27 protein-coding genes are annotated in these 25,523 nt (G+C 40.3%); 11 read left to right on the top strand and 16 right to left on the bottom strand.

All coding sequences use genetic code 11. The features are described from left to right. From JWP71_RS10485 to JWP71_RS10475, 3 genes are all read right to left on the bottom strand, one after another. A partial coding sequence (locus JWP71_RS10485) for a hypothetical protein (protein WP_299499477.1) occupies positions 1 to 1,252 on the bottom strand: 1,252 nt, incomplete at its 3' end. A gap of 123 nt (positions 1,253 to 1,375) precedes the next feature. Next, entirely contained in the window at positions 1,376 to 2,788 is a 1,413-nt protein-coding gene (locus JWP71_RS10480; protein ID WP_299499475.1) for an oligosaccharide flippase family protein, read from the bottom strand. A gap of 214 nt (positions 2,789 to 3,002) precedes the next feature. Then, positions 3,003 to 3,809: a glycosyltransferase family 2 protein gene (locus JWP71_RS10475; RefSeq protein WP_299499473.1), complete on the bottom strand. Its 807-nt coding sequence runs from the start codon at positions 3,807 to 3,809 to the stop codon at positions 3,003 to 3,005. A 277-nt stretch (positions 3,810 to 4,086) separates the two neighbouring features. On the opposite strand from JWP71_RS10475, the gene JWP71_RS10470 reads away from it, so the two are divergent. From JWP71_RS10470 to JWP71_RS10440, 7 genes are all read left to right on the top strand, one after another. Further along, on the top strand, positions 4,087 to 4,722 hold the full coding sequence (locus tag JWP71_RS10470) for a sigma-70 family RNA polymerase sigma factor (protein WP_299499471.1): 636 nt from the start codon (positions 4,087 to 4,089) through the stop codon (positions 4,720 to 4,722). Between the two features lie 3 nt (positions 4,723 to 4,725). Beyond that, entirely contained in the window at positions 4,726 to 6,090 is a 1,365-nt protein-coding gene (locus JWP71_RS10465) for a hypothetical protein (protein WP_299499470.1), read from the top strand. Between the two features lie 2 nt (positions 6,091 to 6,092). Further along, complete coding sequence (locus JWP71_RS10460) at positions 6,093 to 6,635, top strand: YceI family protein (RefSeq protein ID WP_299499467.1); 543 nt, start codon at positions 6,093 to 6,095, stop codon at positions 6,633 to 6,635. Positions 6,636 to 6,663: 28 nt separating this feature from the next. Continuing rightward, positions 6,664 to 7,596 (top strand): DUF5777 family beta-barrel protein, encoded by a 933-nt coding sequence (locus JWP71_RS10455; RefSeq protein ID WP_299499465.1) that lies wholly within the window; start codon positions 6,664 to 6,666, stop codon positions 7,594 to 7,596. Between the two features lie 64 nt (positions 7,597 to 7,660). After that, the gene (locus JWP71_RS10450) at positions 7,661 to 8,113 is read left to right on the top strand and encodes a Rieske 2Fe-2S domain-containing protein (RefSeq protein ID WP_299499462.1); all 453 of its coding nucleotides are present in this window, start codon (positions 7,661 to 7,663) and stop codon (positions 8,111 to 8,113) included. A 184-nt stretch (positions 8,114 to 8,297) separates the two neighbouring features. Further along, on the top strand, positions 8,298 to 8,744 hold the full coding sequence (locus tag JWP71_RS10445; protein WP_299499459.1) for a KTSC domain-containing protein: 447 nt from the start codon (positions 8,298 to 8,300) through the stop codon (positions 8,742 to 8,744). Positions 8,745 to 9,158: 414 nt separating this feature from the next. Further along, entirely contained in the window at positions 9,159 to 9,632 is a 474-nt protein-coding gene (locus JWP71_RS10440; protein ID WP_299499457.1) for a ribonuclease H-like YkuK family protein, read from the top strand. Positions 9,633 to 9,671: 39 nt separating this feature from the next. Here JWP71_RS10440 and JWP71_RS10435 read toward each other — a convergent pair whose 3' ends face one another. From JWP71_RS10435 to JWP71_RS10405, 7 genes are all read right to left on the bottom strand, one after another. Then, a complete protein-coding gene (locus JWP71_RS10435) occupies positions 9,672 to 10,922 on the bottom strand; it encodes an acyltransferase (protein WP_299499455.1) in 1,251 nt (416 codons plus the stop codon). Positions 10,923 to 11,025: 103 nt separating this feature from the next. After that, entirely contained in the window at positions 11,026 to 11,976 is a 951-nt protein-coding gene (locus JWP71_RS10430) for a TIGR01212 family radical SAM protein (protein WP_299499452.1), read from the bottom strand. 225 nt (positions 11,977 to 12,201) lie between these two features. Further along, positions 12,202 to 12,462 (bottom strand): hypothetical protein, encoded by a 261-nt coding sequence (locus JWP71_RS10425; RefSeq protein WP_299499450.1) that lies wholly within the window; start codon positions 12,460 to 12,462, stop codon positions 12,202 to 12,204. A 316-nt stretch (positions 12,463 to 12,778) separates the two neighbouring features. Next, a complete protein-coding gene (locus tag JWP71_RS10420) occupies positions 12,779 to 13,948 on the bottom strand; it encodes a metallophosphoesterase (RefSeq protein ID WP_299499448.1) in 1,170 nt (389 codons plus the stop codon). Between the two features lie 11 nt (positions 13,949 to 13,959). Next, positions 13,960 to 14,913, bottom strand: coding sequence for a hypothetical protein (locus JWP71_RS10415; RefSeq protein ID WP_299499446.1), 954 nt, complete (start codon positions 14,911 to 14,913; stop codon positions 13,960 to 13,962). 84 nt (positions 14,914 to 14,997) lie between these two features. Then, complete coding sequence (locus tag JWP71_RS10410; RefSeq protein WP_299499444.1) at positions 14,998 to 16,446, bottom strand: hypothetical protein; 1,449 nt, start codon at positions 16,444 to 16,446, stop codon at positions 14,998 to 15,000. 40 nt (positions 16,447 to 16,486) lie between these two features. Further along, complete coding sequence (locus JWP71_RS10405) at positions 16,487 to 19,381, bottom strand: TonB-dependent receptor (RefSeq protein WP_299499442.1); 2,895 nt, start codon at positions 19,379 to 19,381, stop codon at positions 16,487 to 16,489. 348 nt (positions 19,382 to 19,729) lie between these two features. Between JWP71_RS10405 and JWP71_RS10400 the strand changes: the two genes are divergently transcribed. From JWP71_RS10400 to JWP71_RS10385, 4 genes are read left to right on the top strand one after another with little or no spacing between them, the layout of a single operon-like run. After that, entirely contained in the window at positions 19,730 to 20,065 is a 336-nt protein-coding gene (locus JWP71_RS10400; RefSeq protein ID WP_299499440.1) for a metalloregulator ArsR/SmtB family transcription factor, read from the top strand. Next, positions 20,055 to 20,540 (top strand): SRPBCC domain-containing protein, encoded by a 486-nt coding sequence (locus tag JWP71_RS10395; protein WP_299499438.1) that lies wholly within the window; start codon positions 20,055 to 20,057, stop codon positions 20,538 to 20,540. The genes JWP71_RS10400 and JWP71_RS10395 overlap by 11 nt, the downstream gene beginning before the upstream one ends. 18 nt (positions 20,541 to 20,558) lie before the next feature. After that, positions 20,559 to 20,885: a VOC family protein gene (locus tag JWP71_RS10390; protein WP_299499436.1), complete on the top strand. Its 327-nt coding sequence runs from the start codon at positions 20,559 to 20,561 to the stop codon at positions 20,883 to 20,885. Between the two features lie 9 nt (positions 20,886 to 20,894). Continuing rightward, entirely contained in the window at positions 20,895 to 21,710 is an 816-nt protein-coding gene (locus JWP71_RS10385; protein WP_299499434.1) for an alpha/beta hydrolase, read from the top strand. 91 nt (positions 21,711 to 21,801) lie between these two features. Here JWP71_RS10385 and JWP71_RS10380 read toward each other — a convergent pair whose 3' ends face one another. The 6 genes from JWP71_RS10380 to JWP71_RS10355 form a co-directional block, all read right to left on the bottom strand. Continuing rightward, the gene (locus JWP71_RS10380; RefSeq protein WP_299499433.1) at positions 21,802 to 22,566 is read right to left on the bottom strand and encodes a hypothetical protein; all 765 of its coding nucleotides are present in this window, start codon (positions 22,564 to 22,566) and stop codon (positions 21,802 to 21,804) included. A 233-nt stretch (positions 22,567 to 22,799) separates the two neighbouring features. After that, positions 22,800 to 23,381, bottom strand: a complete 582-nt coding sequence (locus JWP71_RS10375; RefSeq protein ID WP_299499431.1) for a TetR/AcrR family transcriptional regulator — start codon at positions 23,379 to 23,381, stop codon at positions 22,800 to 22,802. Between the two features lie 3 nt (positions 23,382 to 23,384). Continuing rightward, positions 23,385 to 23,801 carry a hypothetical protein gene (locus JWP71_RS10370; RefSeq protein WP_299499428.1) on the bottom strand — a complete coding sequence of 139 codons (417 nt, stop codon included), beginning with the start codon at positions 23,799 to 23,801 and terminating at the stop codon, positions 23,385 to 23,387. Between the two features lies 1 nt (position 23,802). Continuing rightward, entirely contained in the window at positions 23,803 to 24,837 is a 1,035-nt protein-coding gene (gene pheS / locus JWP71_RS10365) for a phenylalanine--tRNA ligase subunit alpha (protein WP_299499426.1), read from the bottom strand. Next, positions 24,837 to 25,244 (bottom strand): PIN domain-containing protein, encoded by a 408-nt coding sequence (locus tag JWP71_RS10360; protein ID WP_299499424.1) that lies wholly within the window; start codon positions 25,242 to 25,244, stop codon positions 24,837 to 24,839. Before JWP71_RS10360 ends, pheS begins: the two co-directional genes overlap by 1 nt. Next, the gene (locus JWP71_RS10355) at positions 25,241 to 25,501 is read right to left on the bottom strand and encodes a DUF6364 family protein (RefSeq protein ID WP_299499422.1); all 261 of its coding nucleotides are present in this window, start codon (positions 25,499 to 25,501) and stop codon (positions 25,241 to 25,243) included. Before JWP71_RS10355 ends, JWP71_RS10360 begins: the two co-directional genes overlap by 4 nt. Positions 25,502 to 25,523: the final 22 nt, after the last annotated feature.

Raw genomic sequence — 25,523 nt, 5'->3', positions numbered from 1 at the left:
CCAGTTTGGATGAAAAATTTCCAACACCATCTCCTGCTATTATTTTTGAGGGATGTTCTTTTAAAAAATGTACCGTTTGCAATATCCCGGTAACTTTACCGGGCACAGATGTCCAGTGTGGATGGCCTGAAACAGGCAGCTCCTTTTGGTGCATGTTGACAAAATCAACCAGTTGTTTTTGTTCTGGCGGGGTAGTTTTAAGCCATTGGTAAACCGGTAGATTAACATTTGGCCTGGGTAGTAAGATTCTGCCTGTGGCAGTTATTGGCACGTTTGGCGGAAGAATTAAATGTGCGGTAGAGATTTTGTGTATCTTTTCTATACTATCTAAATAAAGTATCGCGATCTTTTGTCTTTTTTCTTCGGGACTGAGCGTGCTGTCCGGTCTTAAGTTAACTGGTACTTTGTTATTGCTGGGCCAGGGCGATACTATGTTTTTCTTATAAAAGAAAGTTTTAACCGTGTTTATCACATAGTCATTATTCTGTGGCGATATTTTTGCCATAAATACAACTAAAAACACCAGGCAAACAATTATTACACTTTTTTGATCGCGGTTACTATTAAAAGCAAACAGGTAAGCCAGTATAATCAATATAAATACATTGGTAAAATTGCTGGCTGTAAGAATTAAAATGGCCATGCATAACAACGCCATGCCTGCATTTTTTTTAGTTAAAAAATAAATAACGCCAAAGGCATTTAAAACGGCGTTGGTTGTCGAGGTATCAAATGTGAGGCCCTTTATAAAATCGCCGGTACTGATAAAGTATTTTTGATACTCGCCCTGGTAGGTGTATGGATTAACAGCATGCGTTTCCCAAACAATGTAAGCCAGATTTAGCAGTGATGCAACTGCATTAATAATAAAGAAAATCACAATTGTGTTGTGAATTATTTCGGTATTATTTCTTTCTACCGATAGTTTAACCTGGTGGATGGCCAATATGCAAATAACCCAAAAGCCAATTCCGGTTGCAAAAACTATATTGTAATTTATATTAAAATAATTGCTGTTGATGATAAAGCCAATAATACCAATGCCAATTATTAATGGATAAAACAGCGGCAGCCTTGAGTTTTTTAGCCTGAAGCCAAATTTAAAATCAAATTGTAATAGATAGATAAGAGCAATTGCGGGAATTTTTACAGCCAATTTTACATTTAAAAATAACAGCAAAAACAACAGCAGTTTCCAATCTGCGTAAATACGTAGTTTTTTTAAGTTAAAAACTTTTGTGCCGTTATTCATTAAATTTAATCGTGTTGAAACTACCATAGGTGAAAACCATTGATAATTGTTTTAATTTTCTCACTAAGATTACGCTTCGAAAATTAAAATGGTTGCCTTAGAGGGATGGGGAATGAACTTATTTTACCAATTAAGCAGACGGCCTAAGTTTTTCCGGTCGGTAAGTTTTACTTGTGTGGTGGCTAATAAAAAAACCAGGTAAATAGCCACCGCAACGGGTACAGCAACCCAGGTATTTAAAAGGAGGATCTTAGTTATCAAGCCGCTGCATACTGCGCAGGTTACACAAATTACCAATGGCTGCCAGATGGTGTTAAGCCCGGCAATTTCATTCTTTTTAAGAAAATATATAGCTTGTGCTATACATGCTATTAAAAAGGCAAACGCGGCGCCTTCATTTTTGTAAAAAGGTATCAATATAATATCGCCGGCAACATTTACAATTAGGGTGATGATGAATGCGGTTAATATCATTTTTAATCGCCCTTGTGCAAAGTACATCGTCCATAAAAAATTGTTCAGGTATAAAAAAGGCATGCATAACGATAATATAAAAATGGTGTTAACATTTATTGCACCATACTTACCCGCGGTTATGCCATCAATAACAGGCCCCCAGCACATATTTAATACAAGTCCAATAAACCCGGCTACAACCATTTCTACCCGAATTAAAGTTTTAAAATTAGGGATATGAATATTTTGCTGCTTAAACAGTTTTGTAAAATGCGGAATTAGCAACGGGGCTATAGCCAGTAAGGGCAGTGTAGAAACTTCAAACACTTTATAAGCAAAGCTATATTCGGCCAGTTTTATTGCTGATAATATAAAGCCTATAAATATCCAATCAAACCGGGCCAAGGCCGATGTAATTAACACCACACCCACTTGCGGCAACGACTCACGCACCAGGTTAATATAATTGGCTTTGTTCCATTTATTAGTTAACGGAACTTTAACCATCCGTTTAAACAGGTAAACCCCTATAACCAGCTCCAGCGTATCTCCAATAATAAAAAAAGCAACAATAACAGGCAAATTAATGGCATGTAACAAGGCGGCGACTACTAAACAGATGCAACGCGCAAAATTAGATATTACCGATAGATAGGCTACCAGCTTAAACAATTCTAAACCATTTGCGGCTTGTTTAAATGGTGTAGAAAAATAAATCATCAGCTTACCAATGCCAATCAATAATAGTAAACTGTAAACAGGTTGGTGTGGAAACAAAGCTAAACCCGCTAACAATAATCCGTAAAATAACAGACCGGTAATTAATACATGACTTATATAAAGCGATAGTACCGATTGCGCGTCATCGCCTGCGGCTATTTTTTTAATAATAACCTGATCAATACCAAAAGAGAGTATATTAAATGCAGCAAGCAGTATAGCCAGTGCAAGATTTATTAGTCCAAAACTGTCTTTGCTTAAGCTAATTGATAGTATATAAAATATAACTAAGGCAAAAAGTTGATTGATAATAAGCTGCAGGGCATTTGCCGAAAGATTTTGGAGTAGTTTTCTTTTCATTTAGCTTGCTAAATGGTTAATATTCACCAACTAAATTAACGTATTTAGCGATTAGATATCCGATTACGAATCGTAATACTACAATAACCGGGCAAACACGAAGTTGTGAGTATACTGTCCCAGGGACACCTGAATACACCTGGGACACCCTGGGACACTTGAAGCGATACTCGTTAAAACACACTGTTTCTTCCATAACCCAGCTACTGACGGTTTAATTTTCAATCACTAAGCGCGTTAAATTAGCTTTTAAGTATGGCTTTTTCTTAGCGTTATTTTCCAGCCGGTTTAAATAGTGATATTTAAGCCATTTGTTTTTATAAGTAATTTTTGCAATACTCCAACCTTCCTTCCCATCCAAAAACCCCAAAAACACAATATAACCTTTAATAAAGCTAAAAATTGGCGATATATATAGCTTAACAGGATTTACCTTTTTACCGGCCTGTAAATATTTTTCGGCACTTAAATGTGCATAGTAAAGCGCTTTGTTGTTACACTCGTTACTGTCTTTTACTGAATAGTGGTGCATACAGCCATCTAACCGTTCAATTTGCATTTGCCCGGGAAGTATTAAGGTTTCATGCACATTTGCTTCAGACCACTTTACAACTGTACGATTAAATAAACGTATATGATGGTCGCGCCCCCAATTGCCATGACGTATCAGCTTTTTGCCGAAGTATGATTTAAATTTAATGTCGTAAACAATACCCGTATTATCCAGTTTAAGGCTATGTAAAGATAGTACAAGTTCAAGATCAGCAATTTCATCAGCATCAACGCTTAATATCCAATCGTACTTAGCCAGCCCTATGCCTTTATTTTTATTGGCACCATAACCATCCCAGTTTTTTTGGTATATACGACACCCTAATAGCCGGGCTATATTAAAAGTTTCATCGGTACTATAGTTATCAACTATAATTATATCATCCGTTATCATCTTAGCCGCGTGTATACAGTCGGCTATAACTTCAGCTTCATTTTTGGTGATAATAACTATCGAAACAGGGATCATGTAAAAAAATAATTTATACGTTTTAAACCAGATTGATTATTTAATACACGAATGATAAACCTAAAAGGTTGCCTTTATCCATTAAAAATTTCATAAAAACCTAACAATAAACCTGTTGAAAAGTCTGAATAATTTACAAGAACAATGAAAATGATCAGAACTATCATTATTTTAAACTAAATTTATACTTCAAGGCAACCGTCACATAACAATTTACGTGATGCTTATAGAAACAAGAAACGGGTAATATCACATTAGCAACTATTTTATAACCCATATGGGCGAAGAAGAGTTACATCAACTGATCAGAGGCTGTATAACACAAGACAGGAAAAGCCAGAAAATGCTCTACAAAGCATTCTATGGCTTCTCTATGGCAATATGTTTGCGGTATGCCGGCGATAGAGATGAGGCGGCCGAAGTGATGAACCAGGGCTTTTTTAAGGTTTTTACCAAAATAGAATCTTACGATGCCGGTCGGCCCTTTAAAGCCTGGCTGGGCAGGATAATGATGAATGTATCTATTGATTATTATCGGGCTAATCTTAAAATGGCCTATGCCGAAGACCTGGAAACTGCGGAGCATGTATATGATATAAGCACATCAGCGGATAATAATTTAAATTATAATGATCTGCTGGCGATGGTGCAACGGTTGCCGCAAGGTTACAGAACGGTATTTAACCTTTTTGCAATTGATGGTTACTCGCACGAAGAAATATCAGATATGCTGAATATAAATATTGGCACATCAAAATCTAACCTTTTTAAGGCAAGACAAAAGCTAAAACAAATGATACACGATTCAGATTCGTCTGGTAATTATAATAAAGGAGTAGATTTTAACCCGGTAGTGGCAATGAATGGCGCTGCTATTAAACCGGCGTTTTATAGTAAAAATGGCATCAAATAAGTAATGAAAAAAGAGCAGGATATAGATAAAATTTTCAAGCATAGCCTCGCAGACCCGGTTGATGAAGCCGCGTATCGGGAAGATGATTGGGATGCATTTGAGCAGATACTTGATAAGAATAAAAAGTCGGAAAAAGTTTTCTGGTTACCTATTTTAAGCAGCGTTGCAGCAGCTATATTGATATTATTTGGCTGGTTAATGTTTAAACCGCAGGTTACAACCCATGTGCAAAAAGTACAACAACAGGTAGCGGTTAATAAAACACAACAAATAATACAGCAACCGGCAGTAACTGTTACTCCAACACAAAAGGCGCAGCAACAAATAGTAGCGGCAAAACAATCGGCAGAAAACACAGGGGAGAAATTGACCGCACAGCCGGGCACAACAAATACAATCACTAAACCAGGAAACGGATTGGTAGAGCAGCCGCACCAGAAAAAGGCACAACAAGAGTATATAGCAAATAATAACTATAGCGTGGCCAGGCATAATGGCAATAATAAATCATCGCACAATGCGCGGCCGCTTAATCTGCAAAATAATGGCAATGCTGTCGGAAAAATTGGCAACGATGATAACCCGGTTTCCAATACAAGAGATTATGCGGCGTTAACCGCAGTTGGTGAAGTGCCGGGTATTACATCCTCAAATACTTTGGGTAAACCGGCCATCGCTTCAATTAATATTGTACCTGCAATGCCCAATACTTCGGTACAAACAAAATCCGGCAAGACCGGAATTAAGAAAACAGAACCATCATTTCGCCCTCAGTTTGCTTTGAGTGTGCTGGCATCGTCAGAAATGAATGGTATTGGCTCATTGCAAAATACTAATAAGGGGTATAATTACGGATTATTGTTCTCGGCAGAACTGGTTAAGAAGTTTACAATCACTACTGGAGTAAATTATTCTTTTAAACCATACACCCTACCGTTTGCAGATTATCATACCACCTATCAGTTTAAAAACGCGCCCGAATATGTATCGGCTGATTGCCGGGTATTAGATATACCTATTAATATTGGCTACCAGGTATATAATAATCATCGTAACAAAATAACGGTGGGCACGGGTTTATCATCATATATCATGATGCATGAAAGCTATACGTATGATTATGGCAATACAGCTACCCTGTACGGGCCATCTTATTATGCTGTTAAAACACGCGGCAAGTATTTGTTTAGCATCATGAATTTGGAGGCAACTTATCAACGTCAAATTAATTCAAAGGTTGGAATAAGTTTACAGCCTTATTTAAAAGTGCCACTGTCAAATATAGGGTACAGTCAGGTCAAGGTAGAAACAGCAGGTTTAGCCGTGGGGCTAAATTGGAACATAAATTCATTAACAAAACCTAAGTAAACATGAAACATATCAGTATTATTTTACTTGCCTGGATGAGCATTTTCCAGGCAGGCGGGACTCTCTATGCTTGTAAAAACGCACAGATAAGCTTGTTTTCTACCGCGCCAATTGAAGATATAGCAGCCAAAACATCCTCCGGAACATCGGTTTATAACCCGGCCACGGGCGATTTGGTATTTGGCGTGGCTATAACCACATTCAAGTTTCCAAAGGCGTTAATGCAGGAACATTTTAACAGCGACTATTTAGAAAGCGATAAATACCCACGCGCTACTTTTAAAGGCAAAATCCAAGAGCATCCTGATCTTACTAAAGATGGTACTTACCCGGTAACCGCAGTAGGCGAGTTGGATGTACATAATGTTAAGCAAACCCGCACTATCCCGGGCACGCTTACCGTAAATAATGGCGTGTTAACGCTAACCTCAGAGTTTATGGTAAAATGTGTCGATCACCATATTACAATACCGCGATTAGTATTTCACAACATTGCAGAGAGTATTAAAATGAACGTTTCTGCTACATATACAGCAGTTAAATAGAATTAATCATACACTAAATCATCCCAACATGAAAAAGCACATCGCACTATTAGCTATTATAGCATTAAGCCTGAATGTTAAGGCACAGCAAACGGATACTAAAAAAGGGAATTCGGCAGCAGATTCTTTAATGAATTTAATGGGGGTTGATGAAAAACCCGTACCTGTGGCCATATTTAAATCAACCAGGTTAGTGTTATCACAAACTACCGAAATGGTAAAAAGGAATAATTTAAACTTTGAGGTAATACACCGGTTTGGTGATATTGCGGGCAGTAATGGCGGCCCGCAAACCGCTTTTGGTATTGACCGGGTTAATGATGTTTTCTTCGGCTTTGAATACGGCGTTAGTGATAATTTTAATGTTGACCTGGGCAGGAGCACTATTGGGCAATTAGTACAGCTGGAATTAAAATGGGCGGTATTGCATCAAACAACTAATGGCAGCTCGCCTATTGCCATAACCCTGGTTGGCGAAATCGGAGCAAAGCCTTATGGTGCGTTCCCAACTTTTAGCAGCAGGCTTTCTCATTTAATGCAAGCCATATTTGCCCGTAAATTTTCGCCGGGCTTTGCTTTACAGGTAGCACCAACTTATGTGCGTGATAACACACCTTTTCCAATATTACCGGGTAATGAGCAGAGCTTTTTTGCAATGCAGGCTTCGGCGCGCATTAAGCTAACCAATCACTCGGGTGTAATATTTGATTACGCGCACCCTTTCTCTGCTTTTAGAAACAATACAGATACGTTTCAGGACCCAATGGGTTTTGGCTACGAGGTAGAAACCGGCGGCCACGTGTTTACTGTAAATATTACCAATGCAAATTCTGTTGCAGAGATGAACATGCTTAGCAATTCGCAGCAACGGTTTTCAAAGGGGCAATACCGCATAGGTTTTACCATATCAAGAATGTTTGATTTTAACCCGAGGGCTAAAAAAGAAGAGAAAAAATATTAGTTATATACAATATAAGATTTTACGAAGCTTCGTAAGTCTGTTTTGCTTAACCAAAACACAAGATATGGAACGCGAAGAATTTTTATCGAAATTGGGAATAGGCGCACTGGCAGTATGTATGGGTTGCAGTCTGGTAGCATGTGGCGGTAAAGGTAATGATGCTACACCGGCATCGGCGGGTACTGCGCCAATTCCTCCGGCAACAGGGTCAGGTACTACATTTAGTACAGATTTGAGCACCTCACTTACTGCTATTGGCGATTCAAAAATATCAAATGGCATAATATTGGTAAGAATTGCCGCGGGTAATGCAGTCGGCTCTTTTACAGCCGTACAGGTAAGATGTACGCATGAAGGTGCCTCTATAAATTATAATAGCGGCCAGGGTTTATTTATTTGCCCGCTGCATGGCAGCGAGTTTAGCACAAACGGATCTGTTATACAGGGCCCGGCGCTTGCTGCATTGCAAAAATATACCGTAGTAATTAGCGGGAATACACTTACTGTAACAGCGTAAATATTTGTCTGAACCATAAATTTATAATCGAACTAATCTTTAAATCCTAAACAATCATAGTTCGGGCAATACAATCTTTTATCAAATCAAAAGATTCTGTACCTTCGCGAAATTATTTTCTTGAATAAAGCGTTAACTATTTCATTGCTTTCTGCTTCAACGACAATAAATTACAAATAACGCTATGAAAAAAATTGTTGATTACAGGAAACTTTTAGAAGTTACGGAAGCTGCCGAGTTGCATGAATTAAAATCTGTTTACAGAGGTTTGATGAAAGTTTGGCACCCGGATAAGTTTCAGGATGACAATGAAAAATCAGACGCTGAAGAAAAAAGTAAAACCATTATTGAAGCTTACCATTTTTTAGTAAGCATTGCACCCGAAACAAGAAATCAGTCGTTAGCTGAATACACAGCTACCACTACCACTTCTAATATTGCCGATTTTGAATTTAAATCGCAGGTACTTAAAATAACTTTTTTAGATGGCAGTGCTTACGAGTATTTTGATGTACCCAAAGCTGTTTATATAAAGCTGATCAATGCCGATTCGCCGGGTAGATTTGCCCGCAGACATATTTATAACGAATATGTATACCGGAGTTTGAGTAAGTTGGTAGCTACTGCTTAATTAAACCGCGCCGGGCTATACCGGCCTTGCTAACAGATTCTATTATCTTCTTATATATCCCGGCACATATAAACCTATAGCGCTATAGCCTGCGTGGGCTTTACTGTCGCGGGCATCGCGAACAAATTCGGCTTGTTTTACGGCGTTTATTAGCTATTGACAGCATATTTTCTCCAATACGGCCAACGAGGCGCTCTTTTTAATAAAAAGTCTGCGTCTGATATGGATTTGATTTTTTATGATTTTTAATAAAAAATTTAAAAGGCAGCAAACTTAATCTTACCTCATTCTGTTGTTAACCTGTTGATATATAATTAAATGTTAACAAATAAACCACACACACTTTACGTTTATATGTAAGCTTATGATTTATCTTTAGTGTATGCATTAACGGACTACTCAAAAAACAACTTTATGACCTGGAGAAAGTTTAGCGGCGAGATCATTCAATCGCCAATTATTGAAGAAGTAGAAAAAGCAATTGAAAGAGAAAGCCTGCTGGGCAATAAGCTTAAAGTTTGTATTGGAACAGATTCGCAGGTTAAGGGAAATGTAACTGATTTTGCTACTGTAATTGTGTTTTTGCGCGAAGCAAGAGGGGGGTTTATGTTTATTCACCAGGAGCGCACCTCGCAAAAAATGAGCATTAAAGAACGGATGCTTACCGAGGTGCAAAAATCTATAGATATAGCCTACAAGCTTTGCGACCTGCTTGATCTGTATGATGTTAGCCTGGAAGTGCATGCCGATATTAATACCAACCCCATGTTTAAATCAAACGCTGCATTGCACGAGGCTATGGGTTATATATTAAGTATGGGCTTTGTATTTAAAGCCAAACCAGAGGCTTTTGCCAGCTCTTATTGTGCTAATAAAATTGTGCAATAGCCGGTTTAATAAATTTATCAGCTCGTTTCATGAGCTTTTTCATTTTATAGCCATACCTACTTTATTCGCGTTCGATTCATTATCCGGGTTACCCGGTTTATTCTTAATCAGGAAATTTGATTTACGAACGTAATGATTTAGCGGTTCTTCAATTGTTTTAAACAATAAAACCGATATGGCATTAAGTATGATGAATGCATACAGCAGGTTTAATTTATCATATTCAAAAGGCGAGTGCCATGTAACGCCCCATTTATCATATAAGGCAAATACCCCATCATTTAACCAATCGGTTGCAGTATGTATCAGGTTGTACATCCAGCCCAAATGTATCAAGTAAAATATATACGAACTTTTGCCCAGCAGCTCAATAAACGGAGTAGCTAGCACCTTCTTTAAAACGGTGGCCTCGGTCAATATCCCATAAAAAAAAAGCGCCACCGCAATACACAAAAAGTAATTATTAATAATTATACCCGTAGGGCTTTCAACTCCGGCTGCCCAGCCGTTAGGTATCGGCTGAAAAGCCATCGCCAGCACGCAAAGAAACATCAGCATAAAACCTAAATAGGTGTACACTATTTTGTTGGTGCGGGCAAAGCCCTGGTGCAAAACAATTCGCGCTAATTGCACGCCTACAAAAAACTCAAAACAGCGCCCAAAAAAGGTAAACAGCATAACAAACGGGAAGTTCCCGAAAAAGCCATACCAATCCACATGGCTAAAAATCAGCACCATTACTATAGCAAAGGCGGTTAGTACCAACGGCTGTATATAAAATTTACTGTATTTTTTGGCGATAAGGAATATAACAGGTGCCGAAAAGTAAAAGCATTCTTCAACCGTAAGCGACCATCCCTGGGCTATGCCGGTATTCCAAAACCTATAAAAGAACCCGCGCATAAACGTAATATTCAGCACCATTAACCATGTTGGGTTTTGGTAACCCTGGGTTATGCTTTGGTCTTTAGTAATAAAATAGTAAACAAACGCGCAAATGGTAAGCAGGGCATACATGGGGTATATGCGTGCTACACGGTTTTTAAGGTATTGCCTAAACCAATTGGTAGTTAAATGAAAATTATTATAGTACCTAAAAGTTATTAAAAACCCCGACAGTACAAAGAATACAGATACCCCAATGTGAAACTCACCTAAAAAACGTTGCATTAGGTGAGGGAAAACATCGTTAAAAACATAACAATAGTGCGATATAAAAACAAGGTATGCCGCCAGCGCGCGCACCCCGGTTAATGCCGGAATATAGTTTAGTAATTTTTTTTGTGACAAAAGGCGCTCTGATTTATTCCCCTAAAATACTTGTTTATACTTTATAAGTGCAAAGCCCCCGCTAAATCTCACCCTGTAGGAGGGGGCAGACTCTTAATGCTGCTTAAAGCGCACTCCCCTGCACCACGCCCCTATTCAAAATCTTCTGATCGATGTAGTATTGTATCTCTGATTTTTTTAGGCCCCAGTTGGGTGCTATCAGCAGGTCCAGGTCGCTTAGGCCGAAGAGGCGTTGTATCACCACATCCGGCCTAACAAGAGGTAGCAGCTCGCATAAAAACTCGGCATACTCATCAAGGCCGAAAAGTTTAAAAGGCTCGCGTTTGTATTTAACACCCATAACAGAACCCTCCACAATATGCAGGTGATGAAACTTTACAAATTTTATCTGCGGATGGCGGTTTATCTCGGCAGCATACTTTAGCATCATTTCCTTAGTTTCCCAGGGGAAACCGAAGATGGTATGCACACAAATATCCAGCTTGCTGTTCTCTACCAGTTTAAGTGCATTAAGCAGGTCGTCGTGACTACAGCCGCGGTTTATTTGGTCCAGCGTTTCGTTGTAAATGCTTTCCATACCCATTTCCAGGTCCACGTCAAACCTATCGGTATAGCTTTCCAGCAAGGCTATTTTTTCGGCGTCGATACAATCGGGGCGGGTGCCTACGCTCAGGCCCACAATATCTTCGGTGCAATAGCTCAGCGCTTCGTCATACAGTGCTTTAAGGTAATGCACGGGGGCGTAGGTATTGGTATTGGGCTGAAAGTAAATAATAAACTTATCGGCCTTGTTGCCCTTGCGCGCACGCTCCATACCCTCCATTACCTGCTGGCGTATGGTAGAGGCGTTACGACTAACCGATGGTGTAAACGAATCTACATTGCAATACGTGCAGCCGCCATAGCCCTTGCTGCCATCGCGGTTGGGGCAGGTAAAATTACCATCAACAATAACCTTAAACACACGGTGCCCGGGGTACTTCTCCTTGAGCCACGGCCCATAGTTGTTATAACCCTTCTCCCAAATAGCTGCTGATGTGTTTGTTAATTGCATTGTGAGGCAAAGATAGGGAATTATGCAGATATCTCTCCCGCCACCTAATTGTGTAGTGTGGCAATCACTTTTTACTGTCTTGTCTGTCTTGTAAAATAAACTACAAGATATTGCAGCCTTGGTGAGCCTCCGCGAGGGTAATCTCTAATTACCAATCTCTAAAAAACAAAGCCCCCCGGTATCCGGAAAGGGCTTTACTATACTAGTAAACTGCTTATTGCTATTTTAATACCTTCTTTGCTCGTCTGAATGGTAACGATGTACACTTTTATGCGAGCGGTGGCTTTGGGTACTATGCGAATTGCCGTACCTGCTGCTTTTGTTATAATTGCTATTGTTATTAGAATTATTACGGTTTGCCTGGTTGGTTCGGTTTTGCTGGGTGGTGCGGCTGTTCCTGTCCTGATTTTGATATTGCCTTTGTTGGGCAAATGTCGTGGTAATCGCTATAACTATTATGACGATCATTACTAAGATGCTTTTCATTGTTTCTTCTCTTATTAAGTTTGTGTACAGTTACTACAAACCATATAGCAAGTTGTTTTAACTAATAATTGCATGAAGTTTTATTTTAAGGCATGTTTTTTAGCCCCGGATTATAATCAAAGAGAGAGCAGAAAGCAGTGGTGATGGGTCGAGGTAACAAACTGTCTCGTACTGTCTTGTCTGCCTTGTAAAATAAATTACAAGACAGTTGGGACAGTACGAGACAGTACAAGACACAACCCCATTATTGCGAACGAGGCATGAGCGTGGCGACGCCATATAAACGACTTACCTACGCAGAGATTGCTAATATCCCCTACTGCACTTTAAGCGATACTGTTTTTGAGCTGCCAAAAACTGTTTTTGATGCGGGGTTAGTGGGTTCTGTATCCCATAAACATTCTCTTACGGTTAATTCCTGCTTTGCCGGATCGAGCGATATTAATTGAAAAGACAATTTGGTTTCATCCTTTGATGAGTAATCGCCTTTCATGGGCGAGTCTACCCGGAACGTATTAAGCGCGACGTCATGATCGGGGCCGCTATAAACATAAAATTCGTTCCAATTGCTATTGCCATGAAAATAAGCTTTGATATTGGGGTGCAGTTTTAAAAACTTAACCCAGCCGCGCTGTTCAATATTGGTCGCGTCATCTTCCTTTGCGGCAACTGTTCCTTCTTTATAATGTTCGGTAGTAAGGTTTTCAAATTTGTTGTCGGCGGTCATATTGTAAGGCGGCAATGGGTTGGTAAAATGTTTTGATTCGGACGTTGGCTGGTCATGGCAAAAAACAATAACAGGTGTTGTTTTAGCAACGTTCTCCAAGTCCTTTTGCATCCATATCCGTTCAGCCGAATCGGGCCATAACGTAATAAACATTAAATGTATACCCTTTACGTTTAATGAATAGTTGACCTTATCAGTAGCGTAGTTATAATTTTCGTTGGTTTTAAGCTGGGCCGGTTTCATCATCAGATTGTATATCTGCACCATAGATGTAGGATCGGTTTTGGGGTTCATCAGCTTGCTTGAACCTATAGCATTTGAAATATCATGATTACCCGGGGCCAGTAAAAGTTTTGCCGGTTTATCCTGATGATCTTTTAACGTTACGCTATGCATATAATCTTCAGAGAACTGTGCCCAACTGGCTGCAGCGCTTTGGTAGGGTATCTCCATCCGGTTAGCAATATCGCCGGTCTGGATCAGGTAATCAACCGCTGCTACTTTTTCGCCCGAGCTTACACCATCGTCTGCCGGTAAAATTAGCTGCGGCACCGCATTTATTTTTTTTATCATGGCGGCATTTACCATCTTGGCACTTACGTTGGTAGCGCCCTGGAAGTTTTTACGGGTAAGCGCGTAGTGCGCGTCAGAGGTGTATACCATCTGTATAACCTGGCTTTCTGCCGGTTTAAGGCAGGTTAAGCTAATTATTAAGCCAAGGAAAATGGCTTTTACTATATTTTTAAATTGATATTGCATAAAACAAGGAGTTATTTTCTTTTATAATAAGATATGGTGGCCAGCTTACCCGTGTATCCCTTTACTTCCGTATCGGTGTAATAGCCCGTGCCATCTGCGGCAAAGCAAATGCCTTCGCCTTGTGGCTCGTTGTTAATAAAGGGCGCATGTTGTGGCTTAGTAATTAAACCGGCAGATATACTTGTATTTGCCGGAAGTTTCCAATACCACACTAATTCATTACTGCGTAATAAAATTTCTGTACCATCCGGTGATATATCGCCGCCTGTAGCTTTGTTAAAAAGCAATTGGGCTATTGGCGTTAATGTAGTAACAGCGGTTGTGCTTTGCGGGTACCGGGCAACATATATTTTTGCCTGGTTACTTTCTTTGCTAATGATGTAAATGTCTTTAGTAAGCGGGTCTACTATCAGCGTTTCAGCATTGCGCGGCCCATCTGGGTATTTTAACTGTATCTGGTCAACCGTTGCGACCGATGAAACAAACGGCAGGGTCTTTCCGGTCAGGTCAGGCTCCGGAAAACGATAAACAAATACAGAACTGTATTTTAAATCATTATCGCCAATATCGCCTACATATACATAACTTTTCCCGGCATCAGGGCCGGGGCCTACGGCAATATCCTCCCAATCGCGGTTACCCACGGGAGTAAGTGTAAGAGTGCCATTATCAGTACCGCTCCCATCAGTTAAATAAACCTGGTTTGGGTTGCCGCTATCATTATGTATATATAATATTCCGGCATTCATCCGGCTTGCTGCTACGCCCGATATCTCGAGCAAATCTTTCCTGAAAAGATTATTGGTAACAGGTATCGGGTTAAATAGTTGAGTAGTCTCTAATGATGAAGGATCGTACCCCGGTGTTAAAAAATTTACCGTTACCGGTGGGGGGATGGTTACCGTACTGTCCTTTATGGGGATAGTTGAAATTCCGGATTTTTTACAGGAAAATAGGAATAGCATTAAAAAACATAACGATCCCATTTTAATAGCCAATTTGCTACTAAAAGGGATCGTTATATTAAAAATCATACTATTAAATTAGTATTAGTGGTGGTTACCTGTACCATCTAATTGGTAGCAACCCATATCTTTGCCGGGAGCTGTGATTTCAGTTGCTCCAAAAACAGGATCGATTGGGATACCTGTAGTAATCGGTTTAATCAGGTTGGCATTAGTTGTTCCTTTACCTGCTGCCGGTGAACTTGCCTGCAGACGGAAATTAAAACCATCAACAGATGCCTGGGTAACCCAGAAGTTATTAGCAGCCGGAAGCGGGTAGTTAACAAATAACGGATTGCCTTTTGCTACCAACGAGGTGCCATCATAAACCATTCCAAAAGTATAAGAAGAGCCCAGGAAAGCTGCCATGTTTGGAATATCGGTTGCCTGCGGATGTGTAACTACCGGCTGGGCAACACTTGTTGGTACAATTTGATTTGCCTGTGCTGCATTATCAACATAATAATAATTGTAGCCATAAGCCGTCTTGTAAATAGGGCCTGTTGTATTGGCCAGGGTATCGGCCAGGTAAACTTTTGCGCCACCAGGACCGCCTGCAATACGTACACCAAAATCACAGTCAACTATCAAATTGTTGTAAACCAACGCCCTTGAATTATTTTCAATCTCAACAGAACCGCTTCTTGCGCCATAAACGCCGGTATTTCTAAAACCATCGTTAACATAAGTGTTATTGTACATGGTAAACTGGCACGGACCACCAAGGGTGCCATCGCTGGCAGATTTTGTACCATTGGTTGCACCGCCGATAATCAGGTTATAAGCCATATTACCAATGGCGCTGCCTTTCGCGTTAAAACCGTCGCCGCCAATACCGCCGCATTTTTCCATAGTGTTTCTCATGATATTTAAATAACCGCCGTAAAAACGGGTAGCATCATCAGGCGAGCCATATAACCATGAATCTTCTAATATAAATACACCGTTAGGGTTTTCAAAAAACAGGATATATTGATTACCTGCGGCCAATCCGGCTGCTGCAGGGAACGGAAGCGCTTTTAAAGCCGCGCCGCCAAAATCAAGGTGGGTCCATTTAATAACTACCAGTTTACTGGTATTGCTGCAATATATACCGCCCCAGCCGCCTTTGTAAGTCGAATCGGTAGCTACTGTAGATGGGCCTGTAGTTTTTGATCTCCTTGGATCTGTAATAGTAACAGGGGCATCACTTGTACCTAAGCTGATAAGGGTGCCGTTTACAATAAAATTAGCGCCATTAGTCATGTTTACTTTTACTCCTTTTTGAATTAACAGGGTATCGCCTGCATTAATGGTAATATCGCCGCCAACGGTATAAGTTTGGCCTGCAAGCATGGTACCTTTATAGGTTCCGGCCGCCAAAGTACCCGAGTTACTAATTGATTTTCCCACCTGGTATAGCGGAGCCGATATTACCGCGGTATCAGTTTTCTTACTGCACGATGCAAGCGCGAAAAGCGCCAGGCATAACGTAATGATGTGTAATTTTTTCATAGCTGATTTAATTAATTGTTTTGATTTTTATTGATTTAATTTAGAATTTAAAACGGAAGCCTAAACTGTATCGGGCATAGTATTGATCATATTCCACCGTAGTATAGTTGGGGCTTTCCTGGTGAGGATATTTTAAAATGCCGGTATTGTTATAGGTGTTATTTTGCTTGATAAATAATTCGTACGGTGTATTTAGGAGGTTATTTGCTTTTACAAAAAGTATGTAGCGCCCGCCAAATGTTTTTTGAGCAGAAAAGTCGAGGTTAAGGCTGGCTTTTTCCCAAGTGTCCAGGTTATAATATTTTGATACTGCAGCAATTCTTTGCCCCGTATAAGCCAGGGCCAGTTGGGCATCCAGCCCGTTTTTGGTGTCTTTATAAAGCAAAGAAACATTGCCTATGTGATCTGCCTGCCCCTGTAATGGCCTGGTTTGATTGTGATAAGTTATAGAAGTTTGATTAATAACATCTATCTCTTTTGGTGTGGTAACAAGCGATTGCGTATAGGTATAATTAACAGATGCACCAATGTTGCCAAAGAATTTTTTAGCTACAAACTCTGCCCCGTAATTATGCGCGTTGCCCAGGTTAACCGGCATAAGGGCCAGCGTGGCGCCAAACTGACTTGTAGTATACGTTTGCTCAATTGGATTGATTAGGTATTTATAAAAACCCCCAACCATAAACTCATCAAAAACACCGGGAAAAAACTCATATCTTACATCGTAATTATTTATAGTAGTATGTTGCAGGTATGGATTACCCATGGTTATATTTCCGTCAACTGTTTGATCAGGATAGGGAATAAGGTCTGCAAATGCGGGCCTCAATATGGATGTAAAATACGATGCCCTTATGGCCTGGTTATCTGTTAATGCGTATTTTACATTGATGCTAGGCAAATAATCGGTATAATTAAAAGTAGCCGTTTTGCCCGGGAATGTTACTGGTAATTGTGAAAGATAGGACTGGTAAGTTTTCTCTTCCCTTAAACCAAATATCATATCAAAATGATCATTTACAAAATATTTTAACATACCGTATGCACCCTGGATATTTTCGGTAAAGGTGTATACTCCCGGATCAGAGTAAGATGAGCCGCGGGCATAATCAGGCGAGTTAAATGTAAAAGTTGAGGCCGGTACAGAAACAAACACCTCATCAGATGTTATAGAGCCCGGGTCAGATCCGTGGTTCAATTTATAACTATCAACAAAATTGTCGCGTGTTTTATGTCTTGCCATTGCACCGGCAGAGAATAATGCCTTACGGCCAAATATTTTGGTATCATAATGCAGGTTTAAATAGCCTGAGACATCCTTATCTGTATTATGTGTCCATACTCTTGATTCATCACCTAACAATACCGGGCCGGTAACTATAGAAGTCGCTACATAGGTAGAACTATTAAGATCGCCGGGCGTAGGTTGATTGGTTCCGCCGGGACCCGGGCTGGTATTGTATGATGTTTTAAATTCGGCAATATCAGGTTGTTTGTGTGTCGCTTCAGACTTTGCCAATGTCCAGTCGAAAGAAAACGCGTTGGATATTTTATGTTTGCCTTTTAGTGTTGTATTAAAAATACTTTGCAGGTCGGTACGAGTCTCTGTTAAGTTATCTATACCATTGGTGTAATGATAACCCTGATATGAATAACCGCCATATACAAAATTTTCGGTTTCACGTACCCGGTGTTCATTCAATTGCAGGTAGGTAGCAAATAAGTTAATAGAGTTATTGTTGTCAAACTTATAGTCAATTGATGCTATGGTACCCAGCCTGTCAATTTGCGATGAATACATACGGTTGTAAGAACTTTGAAAATTTGTTTCCTGGTTTTGCGAATTAGCATCGGGCGCAGGCCCTACTGTATTTGTCTGAACGATAACAAAACTATTGCTGCCTGCATAGGTATTCTCATAAGTTCCAGAAAAAATCACACCTAATTTGTTATTCAAAAAACGGTCGCCTATGGTTAAACTTGCGTTGGCATTTGGCGGCGCGTTGCCGGTTTTAGTAACCAGGTTCTGATATGGAAAATCACTGATAGACGCGTAGCCCAATGGCGGCAATGATTCGCCGGGTGCTTTGGAGTGTACAGTGCTTGCGTTAAAACTGCTAAAGCCCCTGTCAAGAAACAACTGGCTATAACCGGTGCTTAAATAGCCCTCTACCCTTAAATGGCTGGGCGCAGTTTTCATTACCAGGTTAATTACACCGCCCGAAGCATCGCCTTCCATATCCGGCGTAAGCGATTTGGATATTTCAATTTTTTCAACCAGGTCGGCCGGGAAAATATCAAGTGGTACATACCTGTTTTTATTGTCCGGACTTGGAATTTTAACTCCGTTTATTAAAGTAGTATTGTATTGTTTATCCATCCCGCGGATGATGGCATGCTGCGCGTCGCCGGTATTGCCCCTGTCTACAGATATACCCGAAACCCTGCTAAGCACATTTGATACCAGTACATCCGGCGATAAGGCGATAGAACTGGCCGAAACCACATTCATGGTATTATTGGCAATTTTTTCTGCGTTGCGGGCAGAGTTATCTGTTTCTTTACTGGCGTACTCAATAATTGCTACCTCATTAAGTGAGGTAGAGTTATCAATCATAGCTACGTTTAGAACAGTTACCTTACCTTTTTCAGCCTCTACTATGTATTCTTTAGTGGTTTTATAGCTAATATAACTTACCTGTAACTTATAGCTTCCGGCAGGTACGTTGTTAAATGTGTAGGTACCATCCAGTTTAACCGGGGTATTAAGAATGGTATTACCATGTTCAATATGTACTGTTGCACCAATTAGTGTTTCCCCGGTTTTAGAATCAGAAACATGGCCTTTTATAGTTTGGGCGAATGATGAATAGCACAGACCCGTAAGTAGAAGAATTAATAAAAAATATGGTTTGGGCAGTAAAGTTATATTCATGAATGAGGAGATGATGATGTAAAAAGTTTCACTATTATGCGTGGTAAAACGCAAAGAAACCCCCTCAATTCTGTAGCAAATCTGATTTTTTTGACCAATAGTAATTACTTAATACAATGGTTTTTTTGAGTTAACATTTAGGGTATAATTGCCTATGATAACTACTTTTAAATTAATTCTTAATTAACAAATACGTAATGCTGCCTCGATGTGTACTGATGATAAGCGCAGATCCAGACTGTCCTTTTTTACACCTGCAACGTTGGCATCAATAGTCCAAAAAATAAATTTGCGCAAGTGAATACTTACCTATAAATTTGTAAGCATTCACTTACACAATAATTGCAAATGATTAGAAGAGACGTATTTCAGGCAATTGCTGATCCGAACAGGAGGGCTATATTGGGTATGCTGGCTGATAATCAGCTAAATCTTAACCAGGTAGCAGCGCATTTTGATATTACCCGGTCTGCTGTATCCCAACATATAAAGATATTGACAGAATGTGGCCTTGTAATAGTAAATCAAAAAGGCAGAGAACGGTATTGCGAGGCCAGGATGGAAAAGCTTGGCGAAGTTTGGGATTGGCTAAACCAATACGCTGCGTTTTGGAATGATAAATTCGATGCAATGGAAAAACTATTAAAAGAATTACAAGCTAAAAACAAAGAAGATGCTAAATAACAATGAACGCGTAAATGCTCCTGCAAAACAAGAGGTGTTGATCACCCGCATTTTTGAGGCGCCTATTGATCTGGTATTTAGTATGTGGACCAACCCGGAATATTTGGCCAGGTGGTGGGGGCCTAAAAACAATACCAATCCCGCATGTGAAATGGATGTAAGACCAGGCGGATCGATCAAAATCATGATGCAAACCGGGGATGGTCAGGTGATACATGTAACGGGCTTGTTTAATGAGATCAATGCACCTTACCGGCTTGTTTTTACAACCACCAAAGATCAACATGGAAATGCCGGGCTGGAGGTGTTACATATTGTTACCCTTACTGAAGAAAAAGGGAAAACAAAGCTAGTAATGAATGTAGCCATTATCAAAACAAGCCCGGAGTTTAGTACATCATGCCAGGGAATGGAGTTAGGCTGGAACCAAAGTTTTGACCGTTTGGCCGAACAACTCGTTCTTGAAATAAATTAAACCAATAAATTTAAAAATATGAAAGCGATTGAAATCATTATGATCCCGGTAGCCGATCAGCAAAAAGCAAAAGAGTTTTATATGAAACTCGGTTTTGAAATCATAGCGGAAGCTCCTATGGAGCATGGTCAAACATGGATCCAGTTGGGGCTGCCCGGCCAGGGTGTCACAATATCACTCGCAAACTTCCAGGGAATTATTTGTGAAACCGATGATATTGAAACAGAAGTTAAGGAATTAAAGGAGAAAGGAATAACAATGGGGGAAATTGATGAAACGCCCTGGGGCAGGTTTGCGTGGCTAAAAGATTTGGATGGGAATAGTTTATGCCTTCACCAAAAATAAAGATCAGAGATGGATTTTGTAACCTCAAAAGATGGCACCGGCATAGCTTACAACAAAGCAGGCAGTGGCCCCGCGCTGATACTGGTAGACGGTGCCTTTTGTAGTAAGGATTTTGGCCCTATGCCAAAACTTGCTCCTTTATTAGCCGAAAGCTTTACAGTGTTTACTTATGACCGCAGGGCACGCGGCGAAAGTGGAGATACCCCACCCTACACAGTTCAAAAAGAAATTGATGATATACAGGCATTGCTCAATGAGGCAGGGGGATCGGCCTTTTTATTTGGCATTTCCTCTGGCGCGGTACTTGCGCTTAAAGCCGTTGCTGCTGGCCTCAATATAACCCAACTGGCACTTTACGAACCACCGTTTAATATCGATGGAAAATATAAAGAACCGCCGGCCGGTTATGTAGAAAAACTACAGTTAATGATAGCAGAGGGCTTAAAAGGCGATGCCGCCAAATACTACCTGACCCAAGTGATCGGTGTTCCGTCCATCATAGCATTTATTTTAAGGCTTACTCCAAACTGGTCAAAAATGAAAGCCAATGCCGGCTCATTGCCCTATGATGCAGAAATAATGGGCGATGGTTCCATGCCAGCTAAACAAATATCGGCAATAACCATCCCCGCAATAGCAATTGCCGGAGAGAAGAGCCCAGATATGCTCCGCAAGGCCGCACACGCAGTAGCAGAAAAACTGCAAAACGGGCAGCACAGGGTTTTAAAAGGACAAACGCATAATGTTTCTGAAAAAGTGCTTGCACCGGAATTGATTCGGTTTTTTACAGCTCAATATAAAGTAAAATCACATGAACCGCTTTGAGGTCCCGCTGTTTAACTGCAAATCCCCGCAAACACAAACGCCCCGAATGTTCGGGGCGTTTGTGTTTTATATAAATCTGTAACCCTACCTATTATTTAACATACGCGCCGGTAAGCAGGTTTATTACATAATTAGTAGTTCCAACGGTTAAAGTTGCTTTGTTGCTGCCATTAAATACCAGCGTACCGGTATAACTAAAGGTGCTGCCCCCCGCTGTGCCCGATATGGCAACAGTGGCAGTGCCGCTAATTATTGTGCGGTCCGGCTTGCTAAGCAATACATTAGTTGCCTTAATTTCCACATTACTGGTGCCTGTGGCTTTTGCGCCTTCTTTTGAAGTGAAAGTGCCTTTACGTGTATAGGTGCCGTTAATAGCATAGTTGGTGGCAGTAGTAGTTAAGCCGGCTACGGTAACGCTGGCGGTACCGGCATCGGCAGAGGTTAGGCGCGGGCCATCATAATTACCGCGGAAAGTTACTACGTTCAGCAGGTTATCAGGCTGACTGGCGGTATTACAGTTTAGGGTACGCATGTATTTGTAAAAAAAGCTGTAGGTAACTGATGAACTGTTGCCCGAGCCGGTAAGGCTATCGGCAACAGTAGTGCCGCATGCCTGGTGCGAAACTGTCGAGGTTGTATTAACCGCCTGACCACCCGAACTAACTGAGTAAAGAGTTTGCGCATTTACGCCTACATTATCTGCAACCGAAGAAAAACCGAATGAGTTTTGTGCAACAGAACCGGCGGCCATATCAGCAGCCTCGTCCACGGTTACAGTGGCAGTGCTGCCCGTTTTTTTACAGGAAATGGCAAATACCAATAATGGCACAATTAAAGTAAGTTTTAAAGCTTTCATAATTTTTAAGAGGATTATAGTTTATGATTTTTGAGATTAAATTGTTTTAAATGTAACATTTTATTCGAGCGATTTGTTAAATTTATCACTTAAAACATCTTTATACGAGGCTGTTATGCGTTTGGTTGCAACGAATGAAATTCAATACTAATTAATCCAGATTTTATTTGGCGGCGCAGCCTTAAATGGAATTACAACGATGGCTGTAGGTAGTTAGGTGCCCGGATATATAACTATATAGTTATGGCCGCCTTAACTAAATAAGGTAATATTTCTTTTTGGAAGGATACAAAGTTCTTGCGCACATCCGAGTCGGACACAGAAGTAAAGGCAAAGCTAAATACGATACTTTTGCTGCATTTAATAAGAAAACGCATGCGCTGGTGATAGTTATCAGTTTTACGAATAGCTATTATACGGGTAAATGAAGCCATCAGCAGTTCTTCAAGCTCATTGCTAAGGTTCTTTAAAAACTCTTGCGAATTAGCGCTTTCGCGTATAAAATCCCAACCTATAAATTCATTACACACGGTATAGCTTAAGCGGCAGGTTTTCATGATGAGGTTACCCAGGTGGGCCTCTTCGTCCATATCAGGGGGTTGGCTTAATATCAAATCGTCAACACTTACCCGGATATAATCCATCAGCAGGGTATGCAATATATGCTCCTTGCTATCAAAATACTTGTAAATTGTAGCTTTAGCAATTTTTGCGCGCTTGGCTATTTCGTTAACACTGGTTTTATGATACCCGAATTTTCGAAACAGTTCCTGCGCTGCACGTTTAATGCTGTCTTTTATTTTATCAGCTTCCATTGATCAGTTCTCTACAAATATCTGATTATTACTGATATTTACCGCATAAGCCTTTAAGGATTTGATGGCGGGGGCCTTAACAGGGGTGCCATCCTCTAAACTCCACTTGGAGCCGCTGCAAGGATCAGTGCAGGTATACGAAGGGTTATCAAGTGTTACAGCGCATTTGTTGGCGGGTAAATAGGCACTGCATCGATCGTATGCGGCATAACTACCGTTAGCTTCGCGATATATAATTAACCCGGCAACACCATAGCCATTTATTAGCACGGCACCACCTGTGTTATGTAAAGCGTTCATGCGGGGATCAAGCAATGATATGCTAAAATCTACCGATACATTAGGAACCACATCACCCACTTTACCGCATGATATGCAGCTTATTAATAATATTGCCGCTATCCCTAATTTTCTCATCATACTATATAATTTCTGATTGAAACTGATTTAAAAAACGCTCGTCATTTTCAGAGAACAAACGCAGATCACGTATAACATATTTTAGGTTGGCAATTCTTTCCATACCCATGCCAAAGGCAAAGCCGGTGTACACCTTACTGTCAATGCCGCAATTTTCTAAAACATTAGGATCTACCATACCGCAGCCCAGTATTTCTACCCAGCCGCTGTATTTACACATGTTGCAGCCGGCGCCTTTGCAGATGGTACAGGATACATCCATCTCGGCAGATGGCTCTGTAAACGGAAAATATGATGGGCGAAAACGCACCTTTGTGCCTTCGCCATACAGCTCTTGCACAAAGTGATAAAGGGTTTGTTTCAAATCGGCAAAGGATACATTTTCATCAACATACAAACCTTCTACCTGATGAAAAAAGCAATGCGCGCGGGCCGATATGGCCTCATTACGGTAAACCCTGCCCGGCATAATAGCACGAAACGGCGGTTTGCCATTCTCCATCATACGCACCTGTACCGATGAGGTATGGGTACGCAAAGCGATATCATCCTTACCATTATTTTTTTTGATGAAGAAGGTATCCTGCATATCACGCGCAGGATGCTCCTCAGGAAAGTTAAGCGCGGAGAAGTTGTGCCAGTCGTCTTCTATCTCAGGCCCCTCGGCCACCACAAAACCCAGGCGCTTAAATATGTCAATGATCTCATTACGCACCAACGATAACGGATGGCGTGAACCTACCTGGAAACCATCGCCCGGCAAAGTTTTATCAAATTCTGAGTCGTGAGTTGTGAGTTCCGAATTAAAGGTTTCTTTAAGTTCATTGTATTTAGCTTCGGCCAGTTGTTTAAATTGGTTCAATACCTTGCCAAACGTGCGTTTCTCTTCGGGGCCAACGGTTTTAAATTGCTCAAAAAGGTCCTTAATAATTCCCTTTGTCCCTAAAAATTTTATCCGGAACGTTTCCAGCTCATCCGCGTTAGCAGGTGTGAAGGCATTGATCTCGGCAGTGTATTGGTCTATTTGATCTTGCATTATAATGTTCTTAAAAATTGCTCAGGCGCTAAAACCTGTATGGTAGATTCTTTATAGTCTTTTATGTTGCGGGTTATAATTGCATCGACTCCTGCACTTTTAGCGGCGTAATATTGAACAGCATCTTCAAAATCACTTATTCCACTTTTTAAAGCCAGATCAATTATTGTTTCACTGACGCTTACAATTGATAGAATAGATCTTAATTCATTTAATAACAAAAATTTATTCGACTTATCGTATCTGTCTAAAAAATAATGAACATTTACAAAAGCCACCGATGATGTTACTGCTTTGAATTGACCATTTTGAATTAAATTGATAATATTCAAAGCGGGCAGTATAAATTCAGGTCTTTTTAGTGTTGCATCTAACAAGATATCACTATCCAAAAAGATCTTCTTCACGATCCGTATTTTTCTTCCAAATGTTTATGATATTCAGCCTTATGGTCAAAGTCGGGCACCGGATCACCTGAAATAGTAAACTGTTTAACTACATCTGATAATTCCTCTAAGCTTTTCATACGAAAAGGTTCCCGTTCCGTCTCCACTTCCTTTTTAAAAAAGCTTTCCGCTAATTTTGAAATACTTGTATTTCTTTTTTTAGCGACCTTTTTCATTTGATCTATTAATCCCGGTTCAATATTTAACGTTAATTTCATAACCCATGAATTTATACGTACA

Origin of the sequence: Mucilaginibacter sp., assembly GCF_028287845.1 — a bacterium.
Taxonomy (GTDB): domain Bacteria; phylum Bacteroidota; class Bacteroidia; order Sphingobacteriales; family Sphingobacteriaceae; genus Mucilaginibacter.
This window is presented reverse-complemented; position numbering and strand designations above follow the sequence as displayed.